The organism is Aquincola tertiaricarbonis, from assembly GCF_000969605.1.
GTDB lineage: Bacteria > Pseudomonadota > Gammaproteobacteria > Burkholderiales > Burkholderiaceae_C > Aquincola > Aquincola tertiaricarbonis.
Map to the genome: position 1 here is coordinate 253,135 of NZ_JZUE01000006.1, position 20,347 is coordinate 273,481.

At 70.6% G+C, this 20,347-nt stretch carries 17 protein-coding genes; 9 read left to right on the plus strand and 8 right to left on the minus strand.

All coding sequences use genetic code 11. The features are described from left to right. Positions 1–41 precede the first annotated feature (41 nt). Together VO99_RS09685 and VO99_RS09690 are read left to right on the plus strand one after the other, a co-directional pair. Positions 42–809, plus strand: coding sequence for a DUF1444 domain-containing protein (locus tag VO99_RS09685; protein ID WP_157039509.1), 768 nt, complete (start codon positions 42–44; stop codon positions 807–809). After that, a complete protein-coding gene (locus VO99_RS09690) occupies positions 810–1,301 on the plus strand; it encodes a hypothetical protein (RefSeq protein ID WP_046112615.1) in 492 nt (163 codons plus the stop codon). It abuts the gene before it with no gap. Here VO99_RS09690 and VO99_RS09695 read toward each other — a convergent pair. Continuing rightward, the gene (locus VO99_RS09695) at positions 1,270–2,076 is read right to left on the minus strand and encodes an IclR family transcriptional regulator (RefSeq protein ID WP_046112616.1); all 807 of its coding nucleotides are present in this window, start codon (positions 2,074–2,076) and stop codon (positions 1,270–1,272) included. The two genes, VO99_RS09690 and VO99_RS09695, sit on opposite strands and share 32 nt — an antisense overlap. Positions 2,077–2,299: 223 nt before the next feature. Between VO99_RS09695 and VO99_RS09700 the strand changes: the two genes are divergently transcribed. Then, positions 2,300–4,696: a DUF6351 family protein gene (locus VO99_RS09700; RefSeq protein ID WP_046112617.1), complete on the plus strand. Its 2,397-nt coding sequence runs from the start codon at positions 2,300–2,302 to the stop codon at positions 4,694–4,696. A gap of 106 nt (positions 4,697–4,802) precedes the next feature. Next, positions 4,803–5,819 (plus strand): tripartite tricarboxylate transporter substrate binding protein, encoded by a 1,017-nt coding sequence (locus VO99_RS09705; protein WP_083440481.1) that lies wholly within the window; start codon positions 4,803–4,805, stop codon positions 5,817–5,819. Positions 5,820–5,873: 54 nt separating this feature from the next. Here the strand turns inward: VO99_RS09705 and VO99_RS09710 are convergent, their stop codons facing one another. The 6 genes from VO99_RS09710 to VO99_RS09735 all read right to left on the minus strand — a co-directional run bounded on the left by VO99_RS09710 (position 5,874) and on the right by VO99_RS09735 (position 15,098). Next, positions 5,874–6,293, minus strand: a complete 420-nt coding sequence (locus VO99_RS09710; RefSeq protein WP_046112618.1) for an Hsp20/alpha crystallin family protein — start codon at positions 6,291–6,293, stop codon at positions 5,874–5,876. Between the two features lie 79 nt (positions 6,294–6,372). Then, positions 6,373–9,294 (minus strand): malto-oligosyltrehalose synthase, encoded by a 2,922-nt coding sequence (treY, locus tag VO99_RS09715; RefSeq protein ID WP_046112619.1) that lies wholly within the window; start codon positions 9,292–9,294, stop codon positions 6,373–6,375. A 14-nt stretch (positions 9,295–9,308) separates the two neighbouring features. Then, positions 9,309–11,156, minus strand: coding sequence for a malto-oligosyltrehalose trehalohydrolase (treZ, locus tag VO99_RS09720; RefSeq protein WP_046112620.1), 1,848 nt, complete (start codon positions 11,154–11,156; stop codon positions 9,309–9,311). Beyond that, the gene (glgX, locus tag VO99_RS09725; protein ID WP_046112621.1) at positions 11,153–13,288 is read right to left on the minus strand and encodes a glycogen debranching protein GlgX; all 2,136 of its coding nucleotides are present in this window, start codon (positions 13,286–13,288) and stop codon (positions 11,153–11,155) included. The genes treZ and glgX overlap by 4 nt, the downstream gene beginning before the upstream one ends. Then, positions 13,285–14,628 carry a glucose-1-phosphate adenylyltransferase gene (locus VO99_RS09730; RefSeq protein ID WP_083440483.1) on the minus strand — a complete coding sequence of 448 codons (1,344 nt, stop codon included), beginning with the start codon at positions 14,626–14,628 and terminating at the stop codon, positions 13,285–13,287. The genes glgX and VO99_RS09730 overlap by 4 nt, the downstream gene beginning before the upstream one ends. Before the next feature lie 101 nt (positions 14,629–14,729). Further along, positions 14,730–15,098 carry a thioredoxin family protein gene (locus tag VO99_RS09735; RefSeq protein WP_046112622.1) on the minus strand — a complete coding sequence of 123 codons (369 nt, stop codon included), beginning with the start codon at positions 15,096–15,098 and terminating at the stop codon, positions 14,730–14,732. 127 nt (positions 15,099–15,225) lie between these two features. On the opposite strand from VO99_RS09735, the gene VO99_RS09740 reads away from it, so the two are divergent. The 5 genes from VO99_RS09740 (at position 15,226) to VO99_RS09760 (ending at position 19,869) form a co-directional block, all read left to right on the plus strand. Then, entirely contained in the window at positions 15,226–15,798 is a 573-nt protein-coding gene (locus VO99_RS09740; RefSeq protein ID WP_046112623.1) for a (2Fe-2S)-binding protein, read from the plus strand. After that, positions 15,795–16,871: an FAD binding domain-containing protein gene (locus tag VO99_RS09745; RefSeq protein WP_232315324.1), complete on the plus strand. Its 1,077-nt coding sequence runs from the start codon at positions 15,795–15,797 to the stop codon at positions 16,869–16,871. Before VO99_RS09740 ends, VO99_RS09745 begins: the two co-directional genes overlap by 4 nt. Then, complete coding sequence (locus VO99_RS09750; RefSeq protein WP_046112624.1) at positions 16,868–19,180, plus strand: xanthine dehydrogenase family protein molybdopterin-binding subunit; 2,313 nt, start codon at positions 16,868–16,870, stop codon at positions 19,178–19,180. The genes VO99_RS09745 and VO99_RS09750 overlap by 4 nt, the downstream gene beginning before the upstream one ends. A gap of 11 nt (positions 19,181–19,191) precedes the next feature. Then, positions 19,192–19,455: a hypothetical protein gene (locus VO99_RS09755; RefSeq protein ID WP_046112625.1), complete on the plus strand. Its 264-nt coding sequence runs from the start codon at positions 19,192–19,194 to the stop codon at positions 19,453–19,455. 144 nt (positions 19,456–19,599) lie between these two features. Continuing rightward, on the plus strand, positions 19,600–19,869 hold the full coding sequence (locus tag VO99_RS09760) for a GlsB/YeaQ/YmgE family stress response membrane protein (RefSeq protein WP_046112626.1): 270 nt from the start codon (positions 19,600–19,602) through the stop codon (positions 19,867–19,869). 64 nt (positions 19,870–19,933) lie between these two features. Here the strand turns inward: VO99_RS09760 and VO99_RS09765 are convergent, their stop codons facing one another. Beyond that, positions 19,934–20,221 carry a hypothetical protein gene (locus tag VO99_RS09765; protein WP_046112627.1) on the minus strand — a complete coding sequence of 96 codons (288 nt, stop codon included), beginning with the start codon at positions 20,219–20,221 and terminating at the stop codon, positions 19,934–19,936. Between the last annotated feature and the right edge of the window lie 126 nt (positions 20,222–20,347).

The following is a 20,347-nucleotide window of genomic DNA, read 5'->3' on the forward strand; positions in this document are numbered from 1 at the left end:
TGCAATTCGAATTGAGACCTCGCAATTCCGAAATTGCAAATATGAAACTCATTGACCAACTCCTTCGCCGCGCCACCCCACAACGCCTCGTCAGCGACGCCACGCGCTGGCTGCAGCGACATGGCCTGACGCAGATAGAGGCCGACGAAACCCGCATGGAAGTGCGAGGGCAACGCCCCGATGGCACGCGCATCTCCACCAACCTCACGCGGCTGTGGGGCGAATGGCGCGTGGCACCGCGGCGCGAGCGCGACAGCCGGCTCGAACGCTTCCTGGGCGAACTCATGTCGCCTGCGCTGACGGCCCCTCGAGGCTATGCAGCGGTGCGGCCACACCTGCTGCCGGTGGTGCGCACGCTGGAAGACGTCGAGGCTGCACGGCTGTCGGTGGCCAGGCTGGCGGACGGCGCCGACTTTGCGATGGCCTACCGCAGCTGGGTCGGCGACCTGGTGATCGCGCTGGTGGTGGACACGCCCGAATCGATGCTGCCGGTGCAGCAAAGCCAGCTGGACGGCTGGGGCGAAGGCTGGGACGACGCACTGAAGGACGCGATGGACAACCTGCGCGGCCTGCCGGCGCAGGTGCGCTGGGTGGCGCTGGCACCAGGCCTGTGGCGCGCCGAGTATGGCGACAGCTACGACAGCTCGCGCCTGCTGCTGCCCGAGCTCATCCAGCGCGCGCCGGCCGGCCAGCCGGTGGCGATGGTGCCGTTCCGGGATGCGCTGCTGGTGACGTCGGCGGCCGACGAGCAGGGGCTCGACGCGATGCTGGCATGGGCCGTGGGCGGTCTGGACGGCACGGGTCGCTGATTGTCGCAACAGCCGCTGGCGCTGCAGGGGCACGGCTGGGCAGCGCACGCGCTGTCGGGACGCGCCGCGGCGCTGCAGGCGCTGCTGTCAATGCGCCACCGCATGGCGGCCTATGCCAGCCAGCGTGATGCCCTGGTGGCGCTGCATGGCGAGTCGGTGTTCGTCGCCGCCTTCACTGCAGCCCAGGCGCAGGATGGCACGCTGATCAACTACGCCGTCTGGCCCGAAGATTCGGACGCGCTGCTGCCCCAGTGCGACAACGTGGTGATGGCCTACCTGGTGGCAGGCGAGCAGTGCACCGCCGTGCTGCCGTGGGCGACGGTGCGGGCGCACTTCGGTGACCTGCTGGAGGCCACCTGCCATGTGCCGCCGCGGTGGCGGGCGCGGCGCTTCCCTGACCGCGCACGGCTGCAGCAGGCGTTGCAACAGGCAGGCCACGCAGCGCCGGTGACGGCCGCCGCTACGCCCCTCCCGCATGAATCTGCATGCTGATCTGCGCGGCCGCCTCCACCAGCATCGGACCCATGCGCATCAGCACCTCGTGCGTCAGGTAGCTGGAGGGCCCGCCGATGGTCAGCGCCAGCGGCGGGCGGCCGTCGCCCACCTGCACCGGCACGCCCACCGCGCTGATCTCGCGCTGCCAGTCCTGCTCGGACAGCACGTAGCCCCACCGCGCATGCTGCGCCAGCGCGGTGTCGATGGCCACGCGCTGGCGCGGCCATTGCCCGGCATCGGCCTGCTGCAGCAGTGCGCACACGGCGTCGCGCTCGGTGGCGGGCAGCGCGCACAACAGGGCCCGGCCCATGGCCGTGTCGGGCAGCGGCAGGCGGGCGCCCACGTCCAGCCCTAGCGTCAGCCGGCCGGCGCCGCGGCAGTGGGCCACGTACACCATCTGCAGCTCATGCCGCAGGCCCATCGACACGGCGGCCTCCACCCGGTCGGCGATGGCCTGCATCACCGGCCGTGCGATGCGGGCGATGTCGAAGTTGGACAGCATGCTGAAGCCCAGCGCCAGCACGCCGCCCGCCAGCGCGTATTGGCCGGCATCGGCCTGGTGGCGCAGGTAGCCCAGGTGCGTGAGCGTGAAGGTCAGGCGCGACACGGTGGCCTGCGGCAGGCCGGTGCGGCGGGCGATCTCCTGGTGTGACAGCCAGCGGTCCTGCGGGCGGAAGCAGCGCAGCACCTCCAGGCCGCGGGCCAGCGCAGTGACATAGCGGCGGTCTTCCTCGGCGGGTGTGTCCTCAGGGGTGATGCGGCGTCGGCTCATGCCGGCATATTAGTCCGCATTGCGGAATAAGGCATGCCGGGACGCTCTCGGCCTGCTGTCCCGCGGGTGACAGAGGCTGCGGGTTTGTGCCGCGTTTACACAGGCGAGCCTGCCGAACTACGATGGTCTTCGGGCACCTTCGCGCCATTCTGCAGTGCGGAATACGACGGGCACCCGGTGCCACACAACAGCGCCGCACGGCGCACACACGGAGACGACAGGCATGAAGTACCTCCCCGGGCCGGCGCTGCGCGCCACGCCGATCGCGCTCGCGATCATGCTGCTGGCAGGCTGCGGCAGCAACGACGATGACCCTGCAGTGCAGATCAAGACTCTGTCCACCCGCGCCGACCTGGTGAGCGGTGGCGATGCGATGGTGGAGATCGTGCTGCCCGCCGGCGGCCAGGCCGACGGCCTGAAGGTGGAGGTGGGCGGCCGTGACGTGACCAGCGCCTTCGCACTGCGCAACGGCCGCATCACGGGCCTGGTGACCGGCCTGGCCAGTGGCGAGAACACGCTGGTGGCCCGCACCGGCACCACCAGCGCGGCCGAACTGAAGATCACCAATGCGCCGCGCGGCGGCCCGGTGCTTTCGGGCCCGCAGACCACGCCCTACGTGTGCGCCACGCCCACGCCGCAGCCGGCCACCGGCACCACGCCGGCCACGCATGCCAGCGGCCTGGGCACCGCCGCCACCGATGCGCAGTGCAACATCGCCACCGAATTCAAGCTGTACTACAAGACCACCACGGCGGGCTGCAGCTTTGCGCTGCCCGACCCCAGCCCGTCGGTGCCCTTCGACAGCACCACCCCGCCCACCACGGCCAACCCGCCGGCCAATCCCTGCTTCAAGCCCTACACCGTGGGCAGCACGCCGGCCGACCTGGCCACCACCACCACCGATGCCGGCGCCACCGTGCCCTACATCGTGCGCGTGGAGCGCGGCACGATGAACCGCGGCATCTACGACATCGCGGTGCTGTTCGACCCCACCAAGCCGTGGACGCCGGTGGCGCCGCAGGCGCAGTGGAACGGCAAGATCCTTTACCAGTTCGGCGCCAGCACCGGCCAGCCGCGCCGGCAGTTCCGCCCCGCCACCGCCTGGACGGACGACAAGTCGCTCTCGCGCGGCTTCATGGTGGTGGCCAACAGCCTGACCGACTCGCTGCAGAACTCCAACCGCGTCATGATGTCCGAGACGGTCATGATGATGAAGGAGCACATCGGCGACAGCTACGGCGCCATCAAGTACACGATGGGCAGCGGCTGCTCGGGCGGCTCGATCAACAGCAACATGAACGCCTCCATCGCCCCCGGGCTGCTGGACGGCATCACCATCTCCTGCGCCTACCCCGACTCCGAATCGACGCTGCTGGAGGTGAACGACTGCGTGCTGCTGGTGGAGGCCTACCAGAAGCCCGCCTGGCTGAATGCCACCGCCGGCCTGACGCCCGCGCAGGCCAATGCCAAGAAGGCCGCCATCAACGGCCACCGCGACCAGACCGGCTGCCATGCCTGGTTCAACCGCTTCGGCACCAATGCGCAGGTGGGCAACTACCTGGCGCGCACGGTCGTGGACAACACCACCGGCGCCATCGCGCAGGCCACCGCGCTGACCAACAACTGCCAGCTGCCCACCAGCCAAGTGTTCGACAAGACCACCAATCCCACCGGCGCCCGCTGCAGCGCCTGGGACTGGGCGGCCTCCATCTGGGGCAAGTCGGACGACGGCATCCGCGCCCGCGAGACGCGTGACAACACCGGTGTGCAGTACGGCCTGAAGGCGCTGCTGGACGGCGCCATCACCGGCGAGGAATTCGTGACGCTGAACGAGACCATCGGCGGCGTGGACAAGGATTCGCAGCTGATGGCCGCCCGCTCGCAGGCCGACACCACCGCGCTGGACATCGCCTACAAGACCGGCATCGTCATGAGCGGCAAGCAGCTGGCCAAGACCCCGGTGATCGACATGCGCGGCTACGACGATTCGCTGATCGACGTGCCGCCGGGCTTGACTGCCTTCCCGCAGGCGCTGGTCGGCATCCACCACCAATGGCGCAGCTTCTCCATCCGCGACCGGCTGGACAAGGCCAACGGCAATCACGACAACCAGGTCATCTGGCGCTTCGGCCGCAACGGCTTCACGCCCTCGGCCACGATGAACACCAGCGCCTTCCTGACCATGGACGAGTGGCTGACCAAGCTGAAGGCCGACACCAGCACCAACCCGATCGAGCAGAAGGTGGTGGCCGCCAAGCCCGCCGGCGCCGCGGACCACTGCTTCCTGAGCACCGACGCCACGCAAAGCGTGAAGGTCACCGACGCCGCCGCCTGCGATGCCGACCCGTACCTGCGCAAGGCCGCGTCGCCGCGCCAGGTGGCCGGCGGCCCGCTGACCGAGGACGTGCTGAAGTGCCAGCTCAAGCCGGTGAATGCCGCCGACTACCAGGGCAAGCTCGACGCCGCGCAGCTGACCCGCCTGCAGGCGGTGTTCACCACCGGCGTGTGCGACTGGAGCAAGCCCGGCGTGGGCCAGCAGGCCGCCGTCGGCTGGCTGAGCTTTGCCGCCGGCCCCGGCGGCCAGCCGCTGCCGGCCGAGCCCGTGTCCCGCGAGAGGTAAGCCCACGCAGCCTGCCTCCGCTTCACCTGAAGCCCCTGCCCGCGTGGCGGGGGCCCGCCGGCAGCCGCCGGCTTTCCCGTTTTTGCCGACCTGAAGGAGCGCGACCTTGAAGCCCACCCGCCACCCGACATCCGCCAACGGCACCGCGCCGGGCTCGATCCGCCGCCGCACCCTGCTGGCCGCCACGGCCGCGGCCGCCACCCTGGCGCCGTTCGGCGCCGCGCAGGCGCAGGCCTATCCCAGCCGGCCGATCACGCTGATCGTGCCCTGGCCCGCCGGCGGCTCCACCGACCGCCACCACCGCCTGCTGGCCGAGCTGGCCAGCAAGCACCTGGGCCAGAACGTGATCGTGGAGAACCGCCCCGGCGCCGGCGGCACCCTGGGCCCCGGCGGCATGGCGCTCACCGCCAAGCCCGACGGCTACACCATCGCCCAGTTCCCGATGGGCATGCTGCGCATCCCGCACATGCAGAAGACGCAGTGGCATCCGCTGAACGACTTCACCTTCATCATGGGCGTGTCGGGCTACACCTTCGGCTTCGTGGTGCGCAGCGATTCGCCCTACAAGACCTTCCAGGACTACGTGGCCGCGGCCCGCAAGGAGCCGGGCAAGATCGACTACGGCTCCACCGGCATCGGCACCAGCCCGCACCTGCTGATGGAGGAGGTGGCCGAGGCTGCCAAGATCCAGCTGAACCACGTGCCGTTCAAGGGCAACGCCGACCAGATGCAGGCGCTGATCGGCGGCCACGTGATGGCCGCCAGCGATGCCACCGGCTGGGACAAGTTCGTCGACGCCGGCCAGATGCGGCTGCTGCTGACCTTCGGCGACAAGCGCACCAAGCGCTGGCCCGACGTTCCCACCGCCAAGGACCTGGGCTACGGCGTGGTGTCCACCTCGCCCTACGGCCTGGTGGGCCCCAAGGGCATGGACCCGGCGGTGGTCAAGACCATCCACGACGCCTTCAAGAAGGCCATGGACGACCCGCGCCATGCCGAGGTGATGGCCCAGCTGAACCAGGAGGTGTGGTACCGCACCGGCGACGAATACCGCGCCTGGGCCACCGAGACCTTTGCCAAAGACAAGCAGCTGATCGAGAAGCTGGGCCTGGCCGCCAAGTAAGGCCGTGCGCCGGCGGTGCCGCAAGGCCCCGCCGGGCGCCCGGGCCCGCCCGCCTCACTGCACCTGGATCGTGCGGCTGCGGCTGCTTTCGCGCTTGGGCAGGGTGAGCCTGAGCACGCCATCCTCCAGCCTGGCCACCACGCCGCCGGCGTCGATCTCGTGGGCCAGCGAGAAGCCGCGCGACACGCGGCCCAGGCTGCTTTCCTTGAGCATCACCCGGCCGTGTCGGGCCTGCTCGCTCTCGCTGCGCAGCTCGGCCACGATGGACACGAAGCTGCCGTCGATGGTGACGCTGATGTCTTCCTTTCGCGCGCCCGGAATCTCCGCCCGCACCGCATAGTCGGCGTCGTGCTCGGTCACGTCGAGCTTGATCTCGGGCGGCAGGTGCTCGGCCAGGCCGAAGGGCCGCGAGAAGCGGCGCAGCATGTCGGGCAGCAGGTCGTTGAAGGTATCCACGCGGGTCAGGGCATTCATGTCGCCTCCATCTCGAACGCAGCAGCGGTTCGCATGCAGGCAAGTCTAGAAACCACGGCCCGCGCGGCCTTGCGCTGCATCAAGCGCCACGCGGGGCATGCCGCACCAGCAGCACCGCAGCCGGCAGCTGCTGCAGCACGCTGCCCAGCGGCAGCGGACCGTCGGGCAGCTGCACGGCCTGGCCGCCGAGCACCTCGGTGGCCTGCGCGCCCTGCAGCCGGCGCACCAGCGCTGCCGGCCAGGCCAGGCGCGTGCCGGCCCAGGCCGCCTCGCCCACCGGCCATTCCGCCTGGGCGAAGCCCTGCGCGAACTTGCGCCCGGCGATGACGACCAGCGTCGCCTCCCGGGTGCTGCGCACGAAGGCGATGGCATGCGCACGCTTGTCGCCCTGCACCCGCACGGGCAGGTAGTCGCCCTCGAAGAACAGCGACGGCAGCTCGCTGCGCAGCTGCAGCAGCCGCCACAGGCACCACAGCTTCAGCCGGCCGTCGGCGGGCTCGGCGCTCAGCTCGGCGATGGTGTCCTGCGCCGGCGTGCCGGCCTGCTGCGCGGCTTCGAAGGTGGCCAGCAGCCGGTCGCGGTGGCCATAGTCCACCGGCGTGCGGTTGTCCGGGTCCACCAGCGTCAGCGGCATCAACTCCGAGCCCTGGTACAGGTCGGGCACGCCGGGCGACACCATCTTCACCACGGTGGCGCTCAGGCTGTTGAGCGCGCCGAACCAGGCCAGCTCGGCCGCGCGCTGGCGCAGCTCGGTCAGCACCGGGTTGGGCTGCAGCCGGCCCAGCACGCCGCCGATGAAGCGCTTGAGCGCGGCCTCGTAGGCCTCGTTGGGCCGGGTCCAGCTGGTGTGCTGCTTGCCTTCGCGGGTGGCCTTGACCATGTAGGCCTCGATGCGCTCGCGGTAGGCGGCCAGCTGCGCATCGTCCAGCGGATCGGGCGGCAGGCTGCCCAGCAGCGTCTGGTACAGCAGGTAGTCGTCGCTGGCCGAAGGCGCCGGCTTGCCATGCACCTCGGTGCGCAGGCCGCGGGTGCCCTGGCGCCAGCGGCGCAGGCCCAGCCGCCAGGCGGCCGGCTGCTCCGACAGCACGTTGATGCGCTGGCGCACATCTTCCGCGCGCTTGTTGTCGTGGGTGGAGCTGGCCAGCATGGTGTGCGGCCAGTGGCGCGCACGGTCCACGCTGGCGCCGTGGAAGGCCGCGGCCGACAGGCCGAACACCGCCGGCTCCCCGCCCACCTCGTTGAGCGAGATCAGCCGGTGGTAGCGGTAGAAGGCGGTGTCCTCCACGCCCTTGGCCGCCACCGGCGCGCAGAACTGCTGGAAGCGGTGCACGAAGCGCCGCAGCAGCGCCTCGGTGGTGGCGCCGCCCAGGCCGGGCGGCGGGTCCAGCAGCAGGCAGCGGCGCACGAACTCGAACACGCTGTCGTCGGCGATGTCGGTGTGGCGCTTGGCATCGGCCACCGCCCATTCGATGAAGCGCTTGTCCTGCGCGCTGGGTTCGTCGATCACGTAGGTGCGGTACACCGGCATGCTGGCGGCCACCTCGGCCAGGGCCTCGCGCAGCGTGTTGAAGCCGTGGTCGCGGGTGCTGCGGTGGGCCTGGCCCACGCGGTGCAGGGCCTGCGCCAGCAGCGTGAGGTCGCTGGCCAGCGAGCCGCGCGCCACCGCCAGCTTGGCCTCGCGCACGATCTCCTCGTAGTCCTGGCCCACGTCGGCGTACTCGCGCCACAGCCGCTCCAGCCGCTGCGCATGCTTGCGCTCCACGTAGAGGCCGTTGATGACGTTGGCGAAGCGGTAGCCGGTGGTGCCGTGCAGCGCCCAGGTGTGCGGGACGTCCTCGTGGGCGGCGGCGATCTTCTCCGCGGCCACGTACAGCGGCCACTGGCGCGACTCGGCGGCCTCGGCCATCAGCGTGTCCACCGCCTCGGGCCGGGTGCGCTTCAGGTAGCCCTGCTGCAGCCGGTCGAAGTACTGCCTGGGGTCGAGCAGGCCGTCGGGGTGGTCGATGCGCAGGCCGTCCACCGTGCCGGCGGCGGCCATGTCCAGCGCGCGGGCATGGGTGGCCTCGAACACGCCTTCGTCCTCCACCCGCATTGCGGCCAGCTCGTTCACCTCGAAGAAGCGGCGGTAGTTGATCTCGTCGGCGGCCACCCTCCACCAGGCCAGCCGGTAAGCCTGGCGGTCGTGCAGCGCATCCAGCGCATCGCGGCCCGGGTCTTCGTTCAGCGCCTTCAGCACGGTGTCGATGGCCTCGCGCACCTCTTCCTCCGCGGCGGCCTCGGCCAGCGCGGCCTGCAGCCGCGGCACCGCGGCCTGGCGGTCGGCGCGGTGGGCGGCGTCGGGGTCGTCATGCGCAGGCAGCGCCGCGCTCTCCTTGCTCAGCCGCTGCATGGCCAGCCGTGCCGGCTCGCCGGAGGGCAGCTCCTCCACCACCCGCTGCAGCACCTTGGCATAGCTGCGCGGATCGAGCGGGAACAGGTGCTGGTGGTAGCGGATGGCCAGCCGGCCGTCGGCATAGGCCAGCTGCAGCTCGCCACGTTCCAGCACGTCGCCATAGGCGGCGCCCAGCACCGGCACCAGCACCTTGCCGCGCAGCGTGCGGTTGGGTGGCGACCAGTCCACGTCGAAGTAGGTGGCGTAGCGCGAGGCCTGGCCGTTCTCCAGCAGGTCCAGCCACCAGGGGTTGTCGGCGCCGAACACGCCCATGTGGTTGGGCACCATGTCCAGCAGCAGGCCCAGGCCGTGCGCCTTCACGGCTTGCGAGAAGCGCTCGAAGCCCTCGTCGCCGCCCAGCTCGGGATTGATCTCGTCGTGGGCCACCACGTCGTAGCCATGTAGGCTGCCAGGACGCGCACGCCAGATGGGCGAGCAGTACACATGACTGACGCCCAGCCGCTGCAGGTAGGGCAGCACCGCGGTGGCCGCCTCGAAGCCGAAGTCCTTGTGCAGCTGCAGGCGGTAGGTGGCGCGCGGGATGCGCGCGGGAGGGGCGTTGGAAGGCATCGGTGGGTACGTGCTCATTGGCCGGCGGCACGCACGGCGGGTTCGAGGGAGGCAATGGCACCAGGGCCGTCGAAGCGGCATTCCCCGTCCATCACCGCGGCGGCCTGCAGGTGCAGCGGCTGCTCCGAGGCACCGATGGGCAGGCGGGCGCTGCCTTCGCCCAGGTGGGCGCGCAGGTGCCAGCGTGTGCCGTCCGCGGCCTGCCAGTGCACATGCAGGGCATCGCCCTGCACCTCGTACCGGCCGGTGCCCTGCAGGCCGGGCACCAGCGGCCACAGGTGCTCGCGCCGCATCGACAGCAGCTGCGTCACCAGCTGCAGCCGCTGCTGGCCGGCGTCCCGCTGCGCCTCCGCCCAGCGCAGCGTGCTGGCCTCGAAGGTGGAGGCCGCGTTGGGGTCGGGGATGCGCTCGCGCGCCTCGGGATGGGAAAAGGCGGCAAAACGCGCGAACTCGTTGCGCCGGCCCTCGGTCACCGCCTGGGCCAACTCGCCCGCGTGGTCGCAGAAGTACAGGAACGGCGTGGTGGCGGCGAATTCCTCGCCCATGAACAGCATCGGCACCTGCGGCGACAGCAGCAGCAGCGTGAGCAGCGCCTCCAGCCGCGCGGTGGGTGCCAGCGCATCCATGCGCTCGCCCAGCGCACGGTTGCCGATCTGGTCGTGGTTCTGCAGGAAGGTGATGAAGGCAGTGGGCGACAGGCCGGCACTGGACTCGCCACGCACTTCGCCATGCGCGAAGGCGCTGGGCTGGCCCTGGTAGATGAAGCCTTCGGCCAGCGCCAGCGCCAGCTGCCGCACGGGCTGGTCGGCATAGTCGCTGTAGTAGCCGTCGGTCTCGCCGGTGGCCACCACATGGGCGGCATGGTGCCAGTCGTCGTCCCACTGGGCCAGGCCGGAGCCGGCGGGGCCGCCGCTGCGGGTGAGCAGCCGGGCGGAGTTGCGCTCGTTCTCCAGCACCAGGTGCACCTGGCGCTGGCGGCCCGGGCCCTGCAGCAGCGCCTGGTCGATCTCCTGCACGATGTGCAGCGCCGAGGTGTCCACCAGCGCATGCACCGCGTCCAGCCGCAGGCCGTCCAGGCGGCAGGTGTCCACCCAGTACAGCGCGTTCTCGATGAAGAAGCGGCGCACCGCCTCGTTGTGCTCGCCATCGAAGTTGATGGCCGAGCCCCAGGGCGTGTGGTGCTCGGGGTTGACCAGCTCGGGGCAGTAGGCGGCCATGTAGTTGCCGTCGGGGCCGAAGTGGTTGTAGACCACGTCCAGCAGCACCATCAGGCCCAGCTCGTGCGCGGCCTCGGCGAAGGCGCGCAGGTCGTCGGGCGTGCCGTAGGCCGGATGCACCGCGAACGGCAGCACGCCGTCGTAGCCCCAGCCGCGATCGCCGGGAAAGGCTGCCAGCGGCAGCAGTTCCACCGCGGTGATGCCGGCGGCCTGCAGCGTGGGCAGCCGCGCGGCGGCCGCGGCCAGCGTGCCTTCGGGCGTGAAGGTGCCCACGTGCAGCTCGTAGAGCACCGCCTCGTGCCAGGGCCGTCCGGCCCAGGCGGCATGGCGCCAGGGGTAGTGGTCCGGGTCGATCACCTGGCTGGGGCCGTGCACGCCCTGCGGATTGCTGCGCGAGGCGGGGTCGGGCACGGCCAGGTCCTCGCGCACGCGGAAGCGGTACAGCGTGCCGTGGCCGGCATCGCCGACGCGGGCCTGGTGCCAGCCGTCGGCATCGCGCTGCAGCGGCTCGGTGCGCAGCACCTGGCCGTCGCCGTTGACGATCTCCAGGGTGACGCCGTGGAGGCTGGGCGCCCAGAGGCTGAAGCGGGTGGCGTCGCCGTCGATCTGCGGGCCGAAGCGGAAGGTGTCGGGAGAGGGATTCATGGGGCGGCGGATTCGCGGGGCGCGGGAAGAGGTCGGGACAGCACCGCCAGCGAGCGGCAGCACAGCGCATAGCGGTCGCCGGGGGCGACCACGGTGGTCGGAAGCTCGGCGTCGGGCCGGGCGGTGTCGATGCGCACCGTCCAGTCCTCGCCTTCGAAGGGGGGCACCACGAAGTCCACGTCCTCGTGGTGCGCGTTGAACAACAGCAGGAAGTCGTCGTCGACCAGCAGCACGCCGTAGCGGTCGGTGTCGGCCAGGCCGTCGCCGGCCACGTACATGCCCAGGCAGCGGGCGAAGGCCTCGCTCCATTCGGCCTCGCCCATCTCCACGCCATCGGGGCGCAGCCAGCGCACATCGTGGCCGCGCTCGCCGGCCGGGCCGGCGAAGAAGTCGCGGCGGCGGAAGGTGGGATGCTGGCGGCGCAGCGCGATCAGCTCCGCCACGAAGCGGGTGAGCGATTCACGCGCCGGCGTGGCCTGCCAGTCGAGCCAGCTGATGGCGTTGTCCTGCGCATAGGCGTTGTTGTTGCCGCGCTGGGTGCGGCCCATCTCGTCGCCGGCCAGCAGCATCGGCACGCCCTGGCTCAGCAGCAGCGTGGCCAGCAGGTTGCGCTTCTGGCGCTCGCGCAGCTTCAGCACCTCGGCATCGTCGGTCTCGCCTTCGGCGCCGCAGTTCCACGACAGGTTGTGGTTGTGGCCGTCGCGGTTGTCCTCGCCGTTGGCCTCGTTGTGCTTGTCGTTGTAGCTGACCAGGTCGTGCAGCGTGAAGCCGTCGTGCGCGGTCACGAAGTTGATGCTGGCGTTGGGCCGCTTGCCGCTGCGGCCGTACAGGTCGGACGAGCCGGTGAGCCGGCGCGCCAGCTCGCCCAGCTGGCCTTCGTCGCCCTTCCAGTAGGCGCGCATGCCGTCGCGGTAGCGGTCGTTCCACTCGGCCCAGCCCAGCGGGAAGCGGCCGGTCTGGTAGCCGCCCTCGCCCAGGTCCCAGGGCTCGGCGATGAGCTTGACGGTGTTGAGCGTGGGGTCCTGCCGCACCGAGTCGAAGAAGCCGCCCAGGTGGTCCACCCGGCCTCCCTCGCGCGCCAGGGCGGAGGCCAGGTCGAAGCGGAAGCCGTCGACATGCATCTCCTCCACCCAGTAGCGCAGGCTGTCCATCACCAGCTGCAGCACCCGCGGCTGCTCGATGTTGACGGTGTTGCCGCAACCGGTGAAGTCGTTGTAGTAGCGGCGGTCTTCGGCCAGCACGTAGTAGGAGGCGTTGTCGATGCCGCGCATCGACAGCGTGGGGCCGAGCTGGTTGCCTTCGCAGGTGTGGTTGTAGACCACGTCCAGGATCACCTCGATGCCCGCCGCATGCAGCGTGCGCACCATGGTCTTGAATTCCTTGACCTTCTGCGATGCGGAGTAGCGCATCTCCGGCGCGAAGAAGCCCAGCGTGTTGTAGCCCCAGTAGTTCTGCAGCCCCTTCTCGGCCAGGTAGCGGTCGTTGAGGAAGGAGTGCACCGGCATCAGCTCCACCGTGGTGACCCCCAGGCGCTTCAGGTGCTCGATGGCGGGCTTGCTGGCCAGGCCCTCGTAGGTGCCGCGCAGCGGCGCAGGCACCTCGGGATGCTGCATGGTGAAGCCCTTGACGTGCATCTCGTAGACCACCATCTCGTGCCAGGCGATGTCGGGCCGGCGGTCGTCGCCCCAGCTGAAGGCGGGCTCCAGCACCCGGCACTTGGGCATGTACTGCGCGCTCTCGCGGCGGTCGAACGAGAGGTCGGCCTTGCGGTGGCCGATGGTGTAGCCGTAGAGCGCGTCATGCCAGCGCAGCTCGCCGGAATAGTCCTTGGCATAGGGGTCGAGCACCAGCTTGTGCGGATTGAAGCGGTGACCTTCCTCGGGCTTGTAGGGCCCGTGCACGTAGTAGCCGTAGAGCTGGCCGGGCCGCGCCTCGGGCAGGTAGCAGTGCCAGACATGGTCGGTGCGCTCGCGCAGCTCGATGCGCTGGCGCTCGCGGCCGCGCTCGTCGAAGAGCGCCAGCTGCACCCGCTCCGCGTATTGCGAGAAGAGCGCGAAGTTCACGCCCTGGCCGTCCCAGGTGGCGCCGCGCGGATACGGCCGGCCCGGCCACACCGCCTGCAGCGGGATCATGCCGCGGCCTTGGCCTGCGCGATGCGTGCGGGGGTGGTGGCCAGGCTGCGTGCCGGTTCGGCGGCGGTGGGCAGGCCCAGCTTGAGGTTGGAGCTGGCCAGCACCGGCGTGCGGCCGGCCGCAGCACGGCGGAAGTAGCCGCGGGGCACCACCACGATGCCGCTGTCGCTGACGTGGAAGCGCTGGCTGTCGCGCTCGCGGTCGCCACCGATCACCTCGCCGGCCGGGATGTCGTTGTCCTGGTCGATGATGGCCCGCGTGATGCGCGTGCCGCGGCCGATGGTGGTGCGCTCCATCACGATGCAGTGCGAGAGCTGCGCGTCCTCGCACACGGTGACGGAGCTGCGCAGCATCGCGTGGTCCAGCCGCGCGTTGTTCACCACGCAGCCCGAGCCGACGACGGATCGGTTGAGCACGCCGCTTTCGATCTGCGCCGACTCCGACGGATCCTGGCTGGCGTACACCGGCCAGGCCGGGTTGGTCATGCGGAAGCGCGGCTTGGCGCCCAGGGTGTCGAAGTGGGCCTCGAAGTAGGCCTCGATGGTGCCCACGTCGCGCCAGTAGTGCGGGTCCTCGAACTCGGCCAGGCCGGGAATGTGGTTGGTGGTGAAGTCGTAGGCCAGCACGCGATGGCTCTTGGCCATGCGCGGCAGGATGTCGCCGCCGAAGTCGCGCTCGCCGTTGCGGTGGGCGCGACGCAGCTCGTCCAGCAGCACGTCGGTGGAGAAGATGTAGTTGCCCATCGACGCCAGCGCATGCGTCGGCCGGCCCGGCATGGGCACGGCCATCTTGGGCTTCTCGCGGAACTCGCGCACCATCAGCTCGGCATCGGTCTCTACGATGCCGAACTGCGAGCACTTCTCCAGCGACACCGGCAGCGTGGCCACGCTCACGTCCGCATCGGCGGCGATGTGCGCATCCAGCATCTGCCGCACGTCCATGCGGTACACATGGTCGGCGCCGAAGACGGCCACGTAGTCGGGCCGGTGGGTCTCGATCAGGTGCAGGTTCTGCCAGACGGAGTCGGCCGTGCCGCGGAACCACTCGGGGCCGTCGCGCATCTGCGGCGGCACCACGGTGATGAAGTGGTCGGGGATGAAGCGGGCCATCGTCCACGACTGCCGCACATGCTCGATGAGCGCCTGCGACTTGTACTGCACCAGCAGGTAGACGGAGCAGATCTCGGAGTTCACGAGGTTGCTCAGCACGAAGTCGACGACCCGGTGCTTGCCGTTGAAGGGCACCGAGGGCTTGCACCGGTGCTGGGTCAACGGGAACAGCCGTGAACCTTCCCCGCCCGCCATGACGAAGGCGAGGACCGAGGGTTTTCTTTGTTGCATTCGCATTCCTTACACGCGCCTGTTGCAGAAAGTGTCCGGGGGGCTCCGGGGGCTCTTCGTAGGACGATGACTCATCCGCTCGTCGGTGGCGGGTGCATGCGTCATGAGCTGCCGGGCGCGGTGTGGGCGGCGGCGGCCTGGCGGGCCAGGGCCTCGGCAATGGGGCCGGGCTGGCTGGGGCGCACCAGCCGTTCCAGTTCACGGCCGTCGTGCATCAGCACCAGCGTGGGCCACAGCTTCACCCGGAAGCTGCGGCCCAGCGGGCGGCCCGGGCCGTCCTCGGCCTTGATGTGCCGCACCCCGGGGTAGGCCTGCAGCGCCTGCGCAACCGCGGGTTGCGCGGCCATGCAGAAGCCGCACCAGTCGGTGCCGAACTCCAGCAGCGTGGGGCCGGGCATCGCATCGACCTCGGCCCGGCTGGGCTGGGCGGCCTGGTAGGGCTGGGAAGCAGAAGGTCTGGGCGCGGTCATGGGCGCGTGGGGGCAAGCCGCGTGCCGCGTCGCGGATCGACTCACCCCGGGCGGCGGGAACGGCGGTTGCCCCTTCCGATGCAAAACGCACCCGCGCTTACACGCGAAAACACATCAAGGGACGCCCATGCCCCCCGCCGCCACCGCCACCCGACCCACCGCACCGCCTCCCTCGCCCGCCGGTATCGCGCAGCGCCCCATCCGCCTGCACATCAACGGCACCACCACGCCGCTGCTGGCGGCGCCGTGGGTCACGCTGCTGGACCTGCTGCGAGAACATGCCGGCCTCACTGGTACCAAGAAGGGCTGCGACCACGGCCAGTGCGGCGCCTGCACCGTGCTGCTGGACGGCAAGCGCATCAACGCCTGCCTGACCCTGGCCGTCTCCCACGACGGCGCCAGCGTCACCACCGTGGAGGGCCTGGCCGGCGAGGACGGTGCGCTGCATCCTTTGCAGCAAGCCTTCATCGACCACGACGCCTTCCAGTGCGGCTACTGCACGCCGGGCCAGCTGTGCTCGGCCATGGGCCTGATCAACGAGGGCGGCGCCAGCAGCCTGCCGCAGCTGCGCGAGCTGATGAGCGGCAACCTCTGCCGCTGCGGCGCCTATCCGCAGATCGCGCAGGCGGTGGCCACGCTGGCGCTGCATCCCGCGCCCGGCCCGGTGGCCGACGCCGGCGCCCCCGAGGTGCAGCCGTGACGCCGTTCGACCATGTGATGCCCGATGCGGTGGAGTCCGCCCTGGCCGACATCGGCCGCGCGCCGCTGCCCACGCCCGACAGTGCCCGCTTCCTGGCCGGCGGCACCAACCTGCTCGACCTGATGAAGGCCGACCTGACCCGGCCCACGCGGCTGGTGGACGTGCACCGCCTGCCGCTGAAGGCCATCGAGCCCACGGCCGACGGCGGCCTGTCGCTGGGGGCCATGGCCACCAATGCCGAGACCGCCGCCCATCCGCTGGTGCGCAGCCGCCATCCGCTGCTGGCGGCCGCCATCCTGGCTGGCGCCTCGCCGCAGATCCGCAACATGGCCACCAACGGCGGCAACCTGCTGCAGCGCACCCGCTGCAGCTATTTCTACGACGCCAAGGTGCCGTGCAACAAGCGCGAGCCCGGCAGCGGCTGCCCGGCGCGCAACGGCCTGGCCAAGCAGCTGGCCATCCTGGGCAGCAGCGAGCAGTGCATCGCCACCCATCCGTCGGACTTCTGCGTCGGCCTGGCCGCGCTGGACGCCACGGTGCACGTGCGCTCGCAGCGCGGCAGCCGGCGCATCCCGATGCTGCAGTTCCACCGCCTGCCCGGCGACCGGCCGGAGCTGGACACCGAACTGGCGCCGGACGAGCTCATCACCCACATCACCCTGCCGCCCGCGCCCTTCACCCGCCACACCACCTACCTGAAGCTGCGCGAGCGGGCCTCGTACGCCTTCGCGCTGGTGTCGGTGGCCGCGGCGCTACAGCTCGACGAGCGCGGCCGCATCACCGAAGCGCGCATCGCGCTGGGCGGCGTGGCCCACAAGCCCTGGCGGCTGCCCGAGGCCGAGGCGCTGCTGCAGGGCCGCGAGGCCACGCCCGCCGCCTTCGGCGAGGCCGCCCGCCGGCTGCTGCAGGGTGCGCAGGCGCATGGCGCGCCGGGAACCGACAACGCCTTCAAGATCCCGCTGGCTGAGCGTGCGGTGGTCCGCGCGCTGGAGCTGGCCGTGGCGGGTGAACTCACCAACACCGGGCCGCTGGCCGGCCTGCCGGTCGACAGCGTGCGCAGGGAGCCTTCATGAACGACCGCGTACCCGAGCTGGCCAGGCCTTTCGCCGAACTGCTGGCCATGCGACCCCCGGTGGCGCTGGGCATGCCGCTGCCGCGGCTGGACGGCCCCGACAAGGTGACCGGCCGCGCCCGCTATGCCGCCGAGCATCCCGCGGGCGACCTGCTGTACGGCGTGATCGTGGACACCGCCGCCGCGCGCGGCCGCATCCAGCGCATCGACACCGGCCGCGCCGCCGCGGTGCCGGGCGTGGTGGACATCCTCACCCACGAGAACCGGCCGCGCATGCGCTCGCTGGACATGTTCTACAAGGACATGACCGCGCCGGTGACCGGCTCGCCCTTCAAGCCGCTGCACGATGCCGAGGTGCACTACAGCGGCCAGCCGGTGGCGCTGGTGGTGGCCACCAGCTTCGAGGCGGCGCGCCATGCGGCCACGCTGGTGCAGGTGGAGGTGGCCACCGAGCCGCACCACACCGACCTGATGGCCGCCTTGCCCGAGGCACACGACCCCAGCGCACTGCGCGCCGGCTTCAAGCCGCCGCCCGAGCCGCGCGGCGATGCCGAGGCGGCCTATGCGGCCGCCGCGGTGCAGGTGGAGGCGGAGTTCCACCACGGCGCCGAGCACCACAACCCGATGGAGATGCATGCGGCCACCGTGGTGTACGGCCGCAACCGCCACCTCACCATCCACGACAAGACCCAGGGCTCGCAGAACGTGCGCTGGGTGGTCTCGCGGGTGTTCGGCCTGCCCAAGAGCCGGGTGACGGTGAAGAACCAGTTCGTCGGCGGTGCCTTCGGCGCCGGGTTGCGGCCGCAGCATCCGGTGCTGCTGGCCACCATGGCCGCGCTGAAGCTGGAACGCTCGGTGCGCGTGGTGCTCACGCGGCAGCAGATGTTCTTCTTCGGCCACCGGCCCGAGACCTGGCAGCGGGTGAAGCTGGGCGCGCAGGCCGACGGCCAGCTCACCGCGCTGATGCACGACGCGGTGGGCGCCACCTCGCGCAAGGAGGACTACGTCGAGGTGGTGGTCAACTGGTCCAGCCAGCTCTACCGCTGCGACAACGTGCGCCAGGGCTACAAGCTCGCCGCGCTGGACCACTACAGCCCGATGGACATGCGCGCCCCCGGCGCCGCCCATGGCGTGCATGCTATCGAGGTGGCGATGGACGAGCTGGCCCACCGCCTGCACATGGACCCGCTGGCGCTGCGGCTGAAGAACTACGCAGACCACGACTACAACGAGGACCTGCCGTTTTCCAGCAAGGAACTGCGGGCCTGCTACCACGAAGGCGCGCAGCGCTTCGGCTGGGACGCGCGGCCGCAGGCCCCGCGATCGATGCGCGAAGGGCGCGAGCTGGTGGGCTGGGGCATGGCCACCGGCACCTGGGATGCGCTGCAGATGTTCGCCCGCGTCCATGCGGTGCTGCAGGCCGATGGCCAGCTGGTGCTGCGCAGCGCGGCCAGCGACATCGGCACCGGCACGCTGACGGTGATGACGCAGATCGGCGCGGCTTCCATGGGCATGGCCATGGAGGACGTGCGCTTCGAGCTGGGCGACTCCAACCTGCCGGTGGCGCCGATCGAAGGCGGCTCCTCGCATGTGACGACCATCGGCTCGGCGGTGCAGGGCGTGTGCGAGCGCCTGCAGCACAAGCTGTGGGAGCTGGCGCGCAAGCAGCCGAACTCGCCATTCGCCACCTGCCGCTTCCACGACGTGGGCTTTGCCCAGGGCACCATGTACCTGCGCTTCGAGCGCGACGTGACGGTGCGGCTGACCGACATCCTGGCCGCCGCCGGGCTGAAGGAGCTGGAAGAGAAGTACCTGATGCTGCCCGCGGTGCTGAAGCAGAAGAAGTACACCCGCGCCGTGCATTCGGCGGTGTTCTGCGAAGTCAAGGTGGACGAGGAACTGGGCACCGTGCGTGTCACCCGGGTGGTGAGCGCCATCGCGGCCGGCCGCATCATGAATGCGCAGACCGCGCGCAGCCAGATCATCGGCGGCGTGGTGTGGGGCATCAGCCAGGCCCTGCATGAGGAAACCCAGGCCGACCAGCAGCTGGGCCGCTTCATGAACCACGACTTCGCCCAGTACCACGTGCCGGTGAATGCGGACATCCACGACATCGACGTCATCTTCGTCGACGAGAACGACCGCATCGCCAGCCGGCTGGGGGCCAAGGGCGTGGGCGAGATCGGCCTGGTGGGCGTGGCCGCGGCCATCTGCAACGCCATCCACCATGCCACCGGCCGCCGCATCCTCAGCCTGCCGATGACGCCCGACAAGGTCATGGCGCCGGCCTCCCCCTCATCCAACGCGTGAAGGAGCGAACCATGCAAGTGCCCGACGTGCTCAGGCAGATCAAGGCCTACGACGACCAGCGCCCCAGCCTCCCGGGGGAACACTGGCTGGCGCTGGGCGCCGGTGCGCTGATGCTGCTGTGGGGTGCGCGACGCCATTCCCTGCTGGCCACCACCGCCGGGCTGGCCCTGCTGGCGCGCGCCGCCAGCGGCCGCGACGGCCTGCGCAGCGTGCTGGGCAGCCAGGGTGTTACAGGTGCGCGGGTGCCCTATCCGCCCCGCGTAGGCCAACGCTGACGGCAGTTGCCGGTTGCAGCCGACTCCCCCGGGCCCGCCGTGTCCCTAACCTAACTGCACCGGTGGCCCGCCCTAGAGCCACAGGCGCAACAAGCCGGCGCACATGCAGCCGGCCTTCATCAAATCAAACTTTGGAGTGAACCTATGAACCTCATCATCTGGCTGGTTGTCGGCGGGCTCATCGGATGGGTCGCGAGCATGATCATGCGCACCGATGCGCAACAAGGCGTCATCCTCAACGTGGTGGTCGGCATCATCGGCGCCATGCTGGGCGGCTGGCTGCTGTCGCCGCTGCTGGGCGCCGGCACCGTCAACCAGGGCGACTTCAGCGTGATGGGCCTGCTGCTGTCCCTGGGCGGCGCGATCATCCTGCTGGCGATCGTGAACCTGGTGCGTCGCGGCAGCGTGCGTTAAACAGCGCACGGCTCCAACTGCAACGCGCCCTCCGGGGCGCGTTGTCGTTTCCGGCGCAGGAAACTCAGGCCAGCAGGTTGCGGCCGACCTGCAGCATGCCCAGCAGCACGCCGCACACGGCCAGGTGCACGAAGCGGTGTCGCCAGCCGGCGGCCATGTCGATGCCCAGCCGCACCGACAGGCAACCCCAGAGCATCACCAGCAGCAGCGTGGCCGCCTCGGGGCGTTCGAGCGGATGGCCGCCGGCCTGCATGAGGCCGACGAGGGCGACCCAGAGGCCGCTTGCCATGATGGTGGAGGCCGTCACTTCATTGAAGGCGGGCTTGCGCAGGGAGATGCCAACGACTTGCATGCCGCAAGCGTATCGCGCCCCGAAAAGCCCCGATCCGCCGAACAGCACCGCCGCAGGCGCCTTTCCCGCGCCGGCGGCCACCGCAGGCGCCGCCGGGGCACACTGCGGCCGTCGCATCTGCTGCAG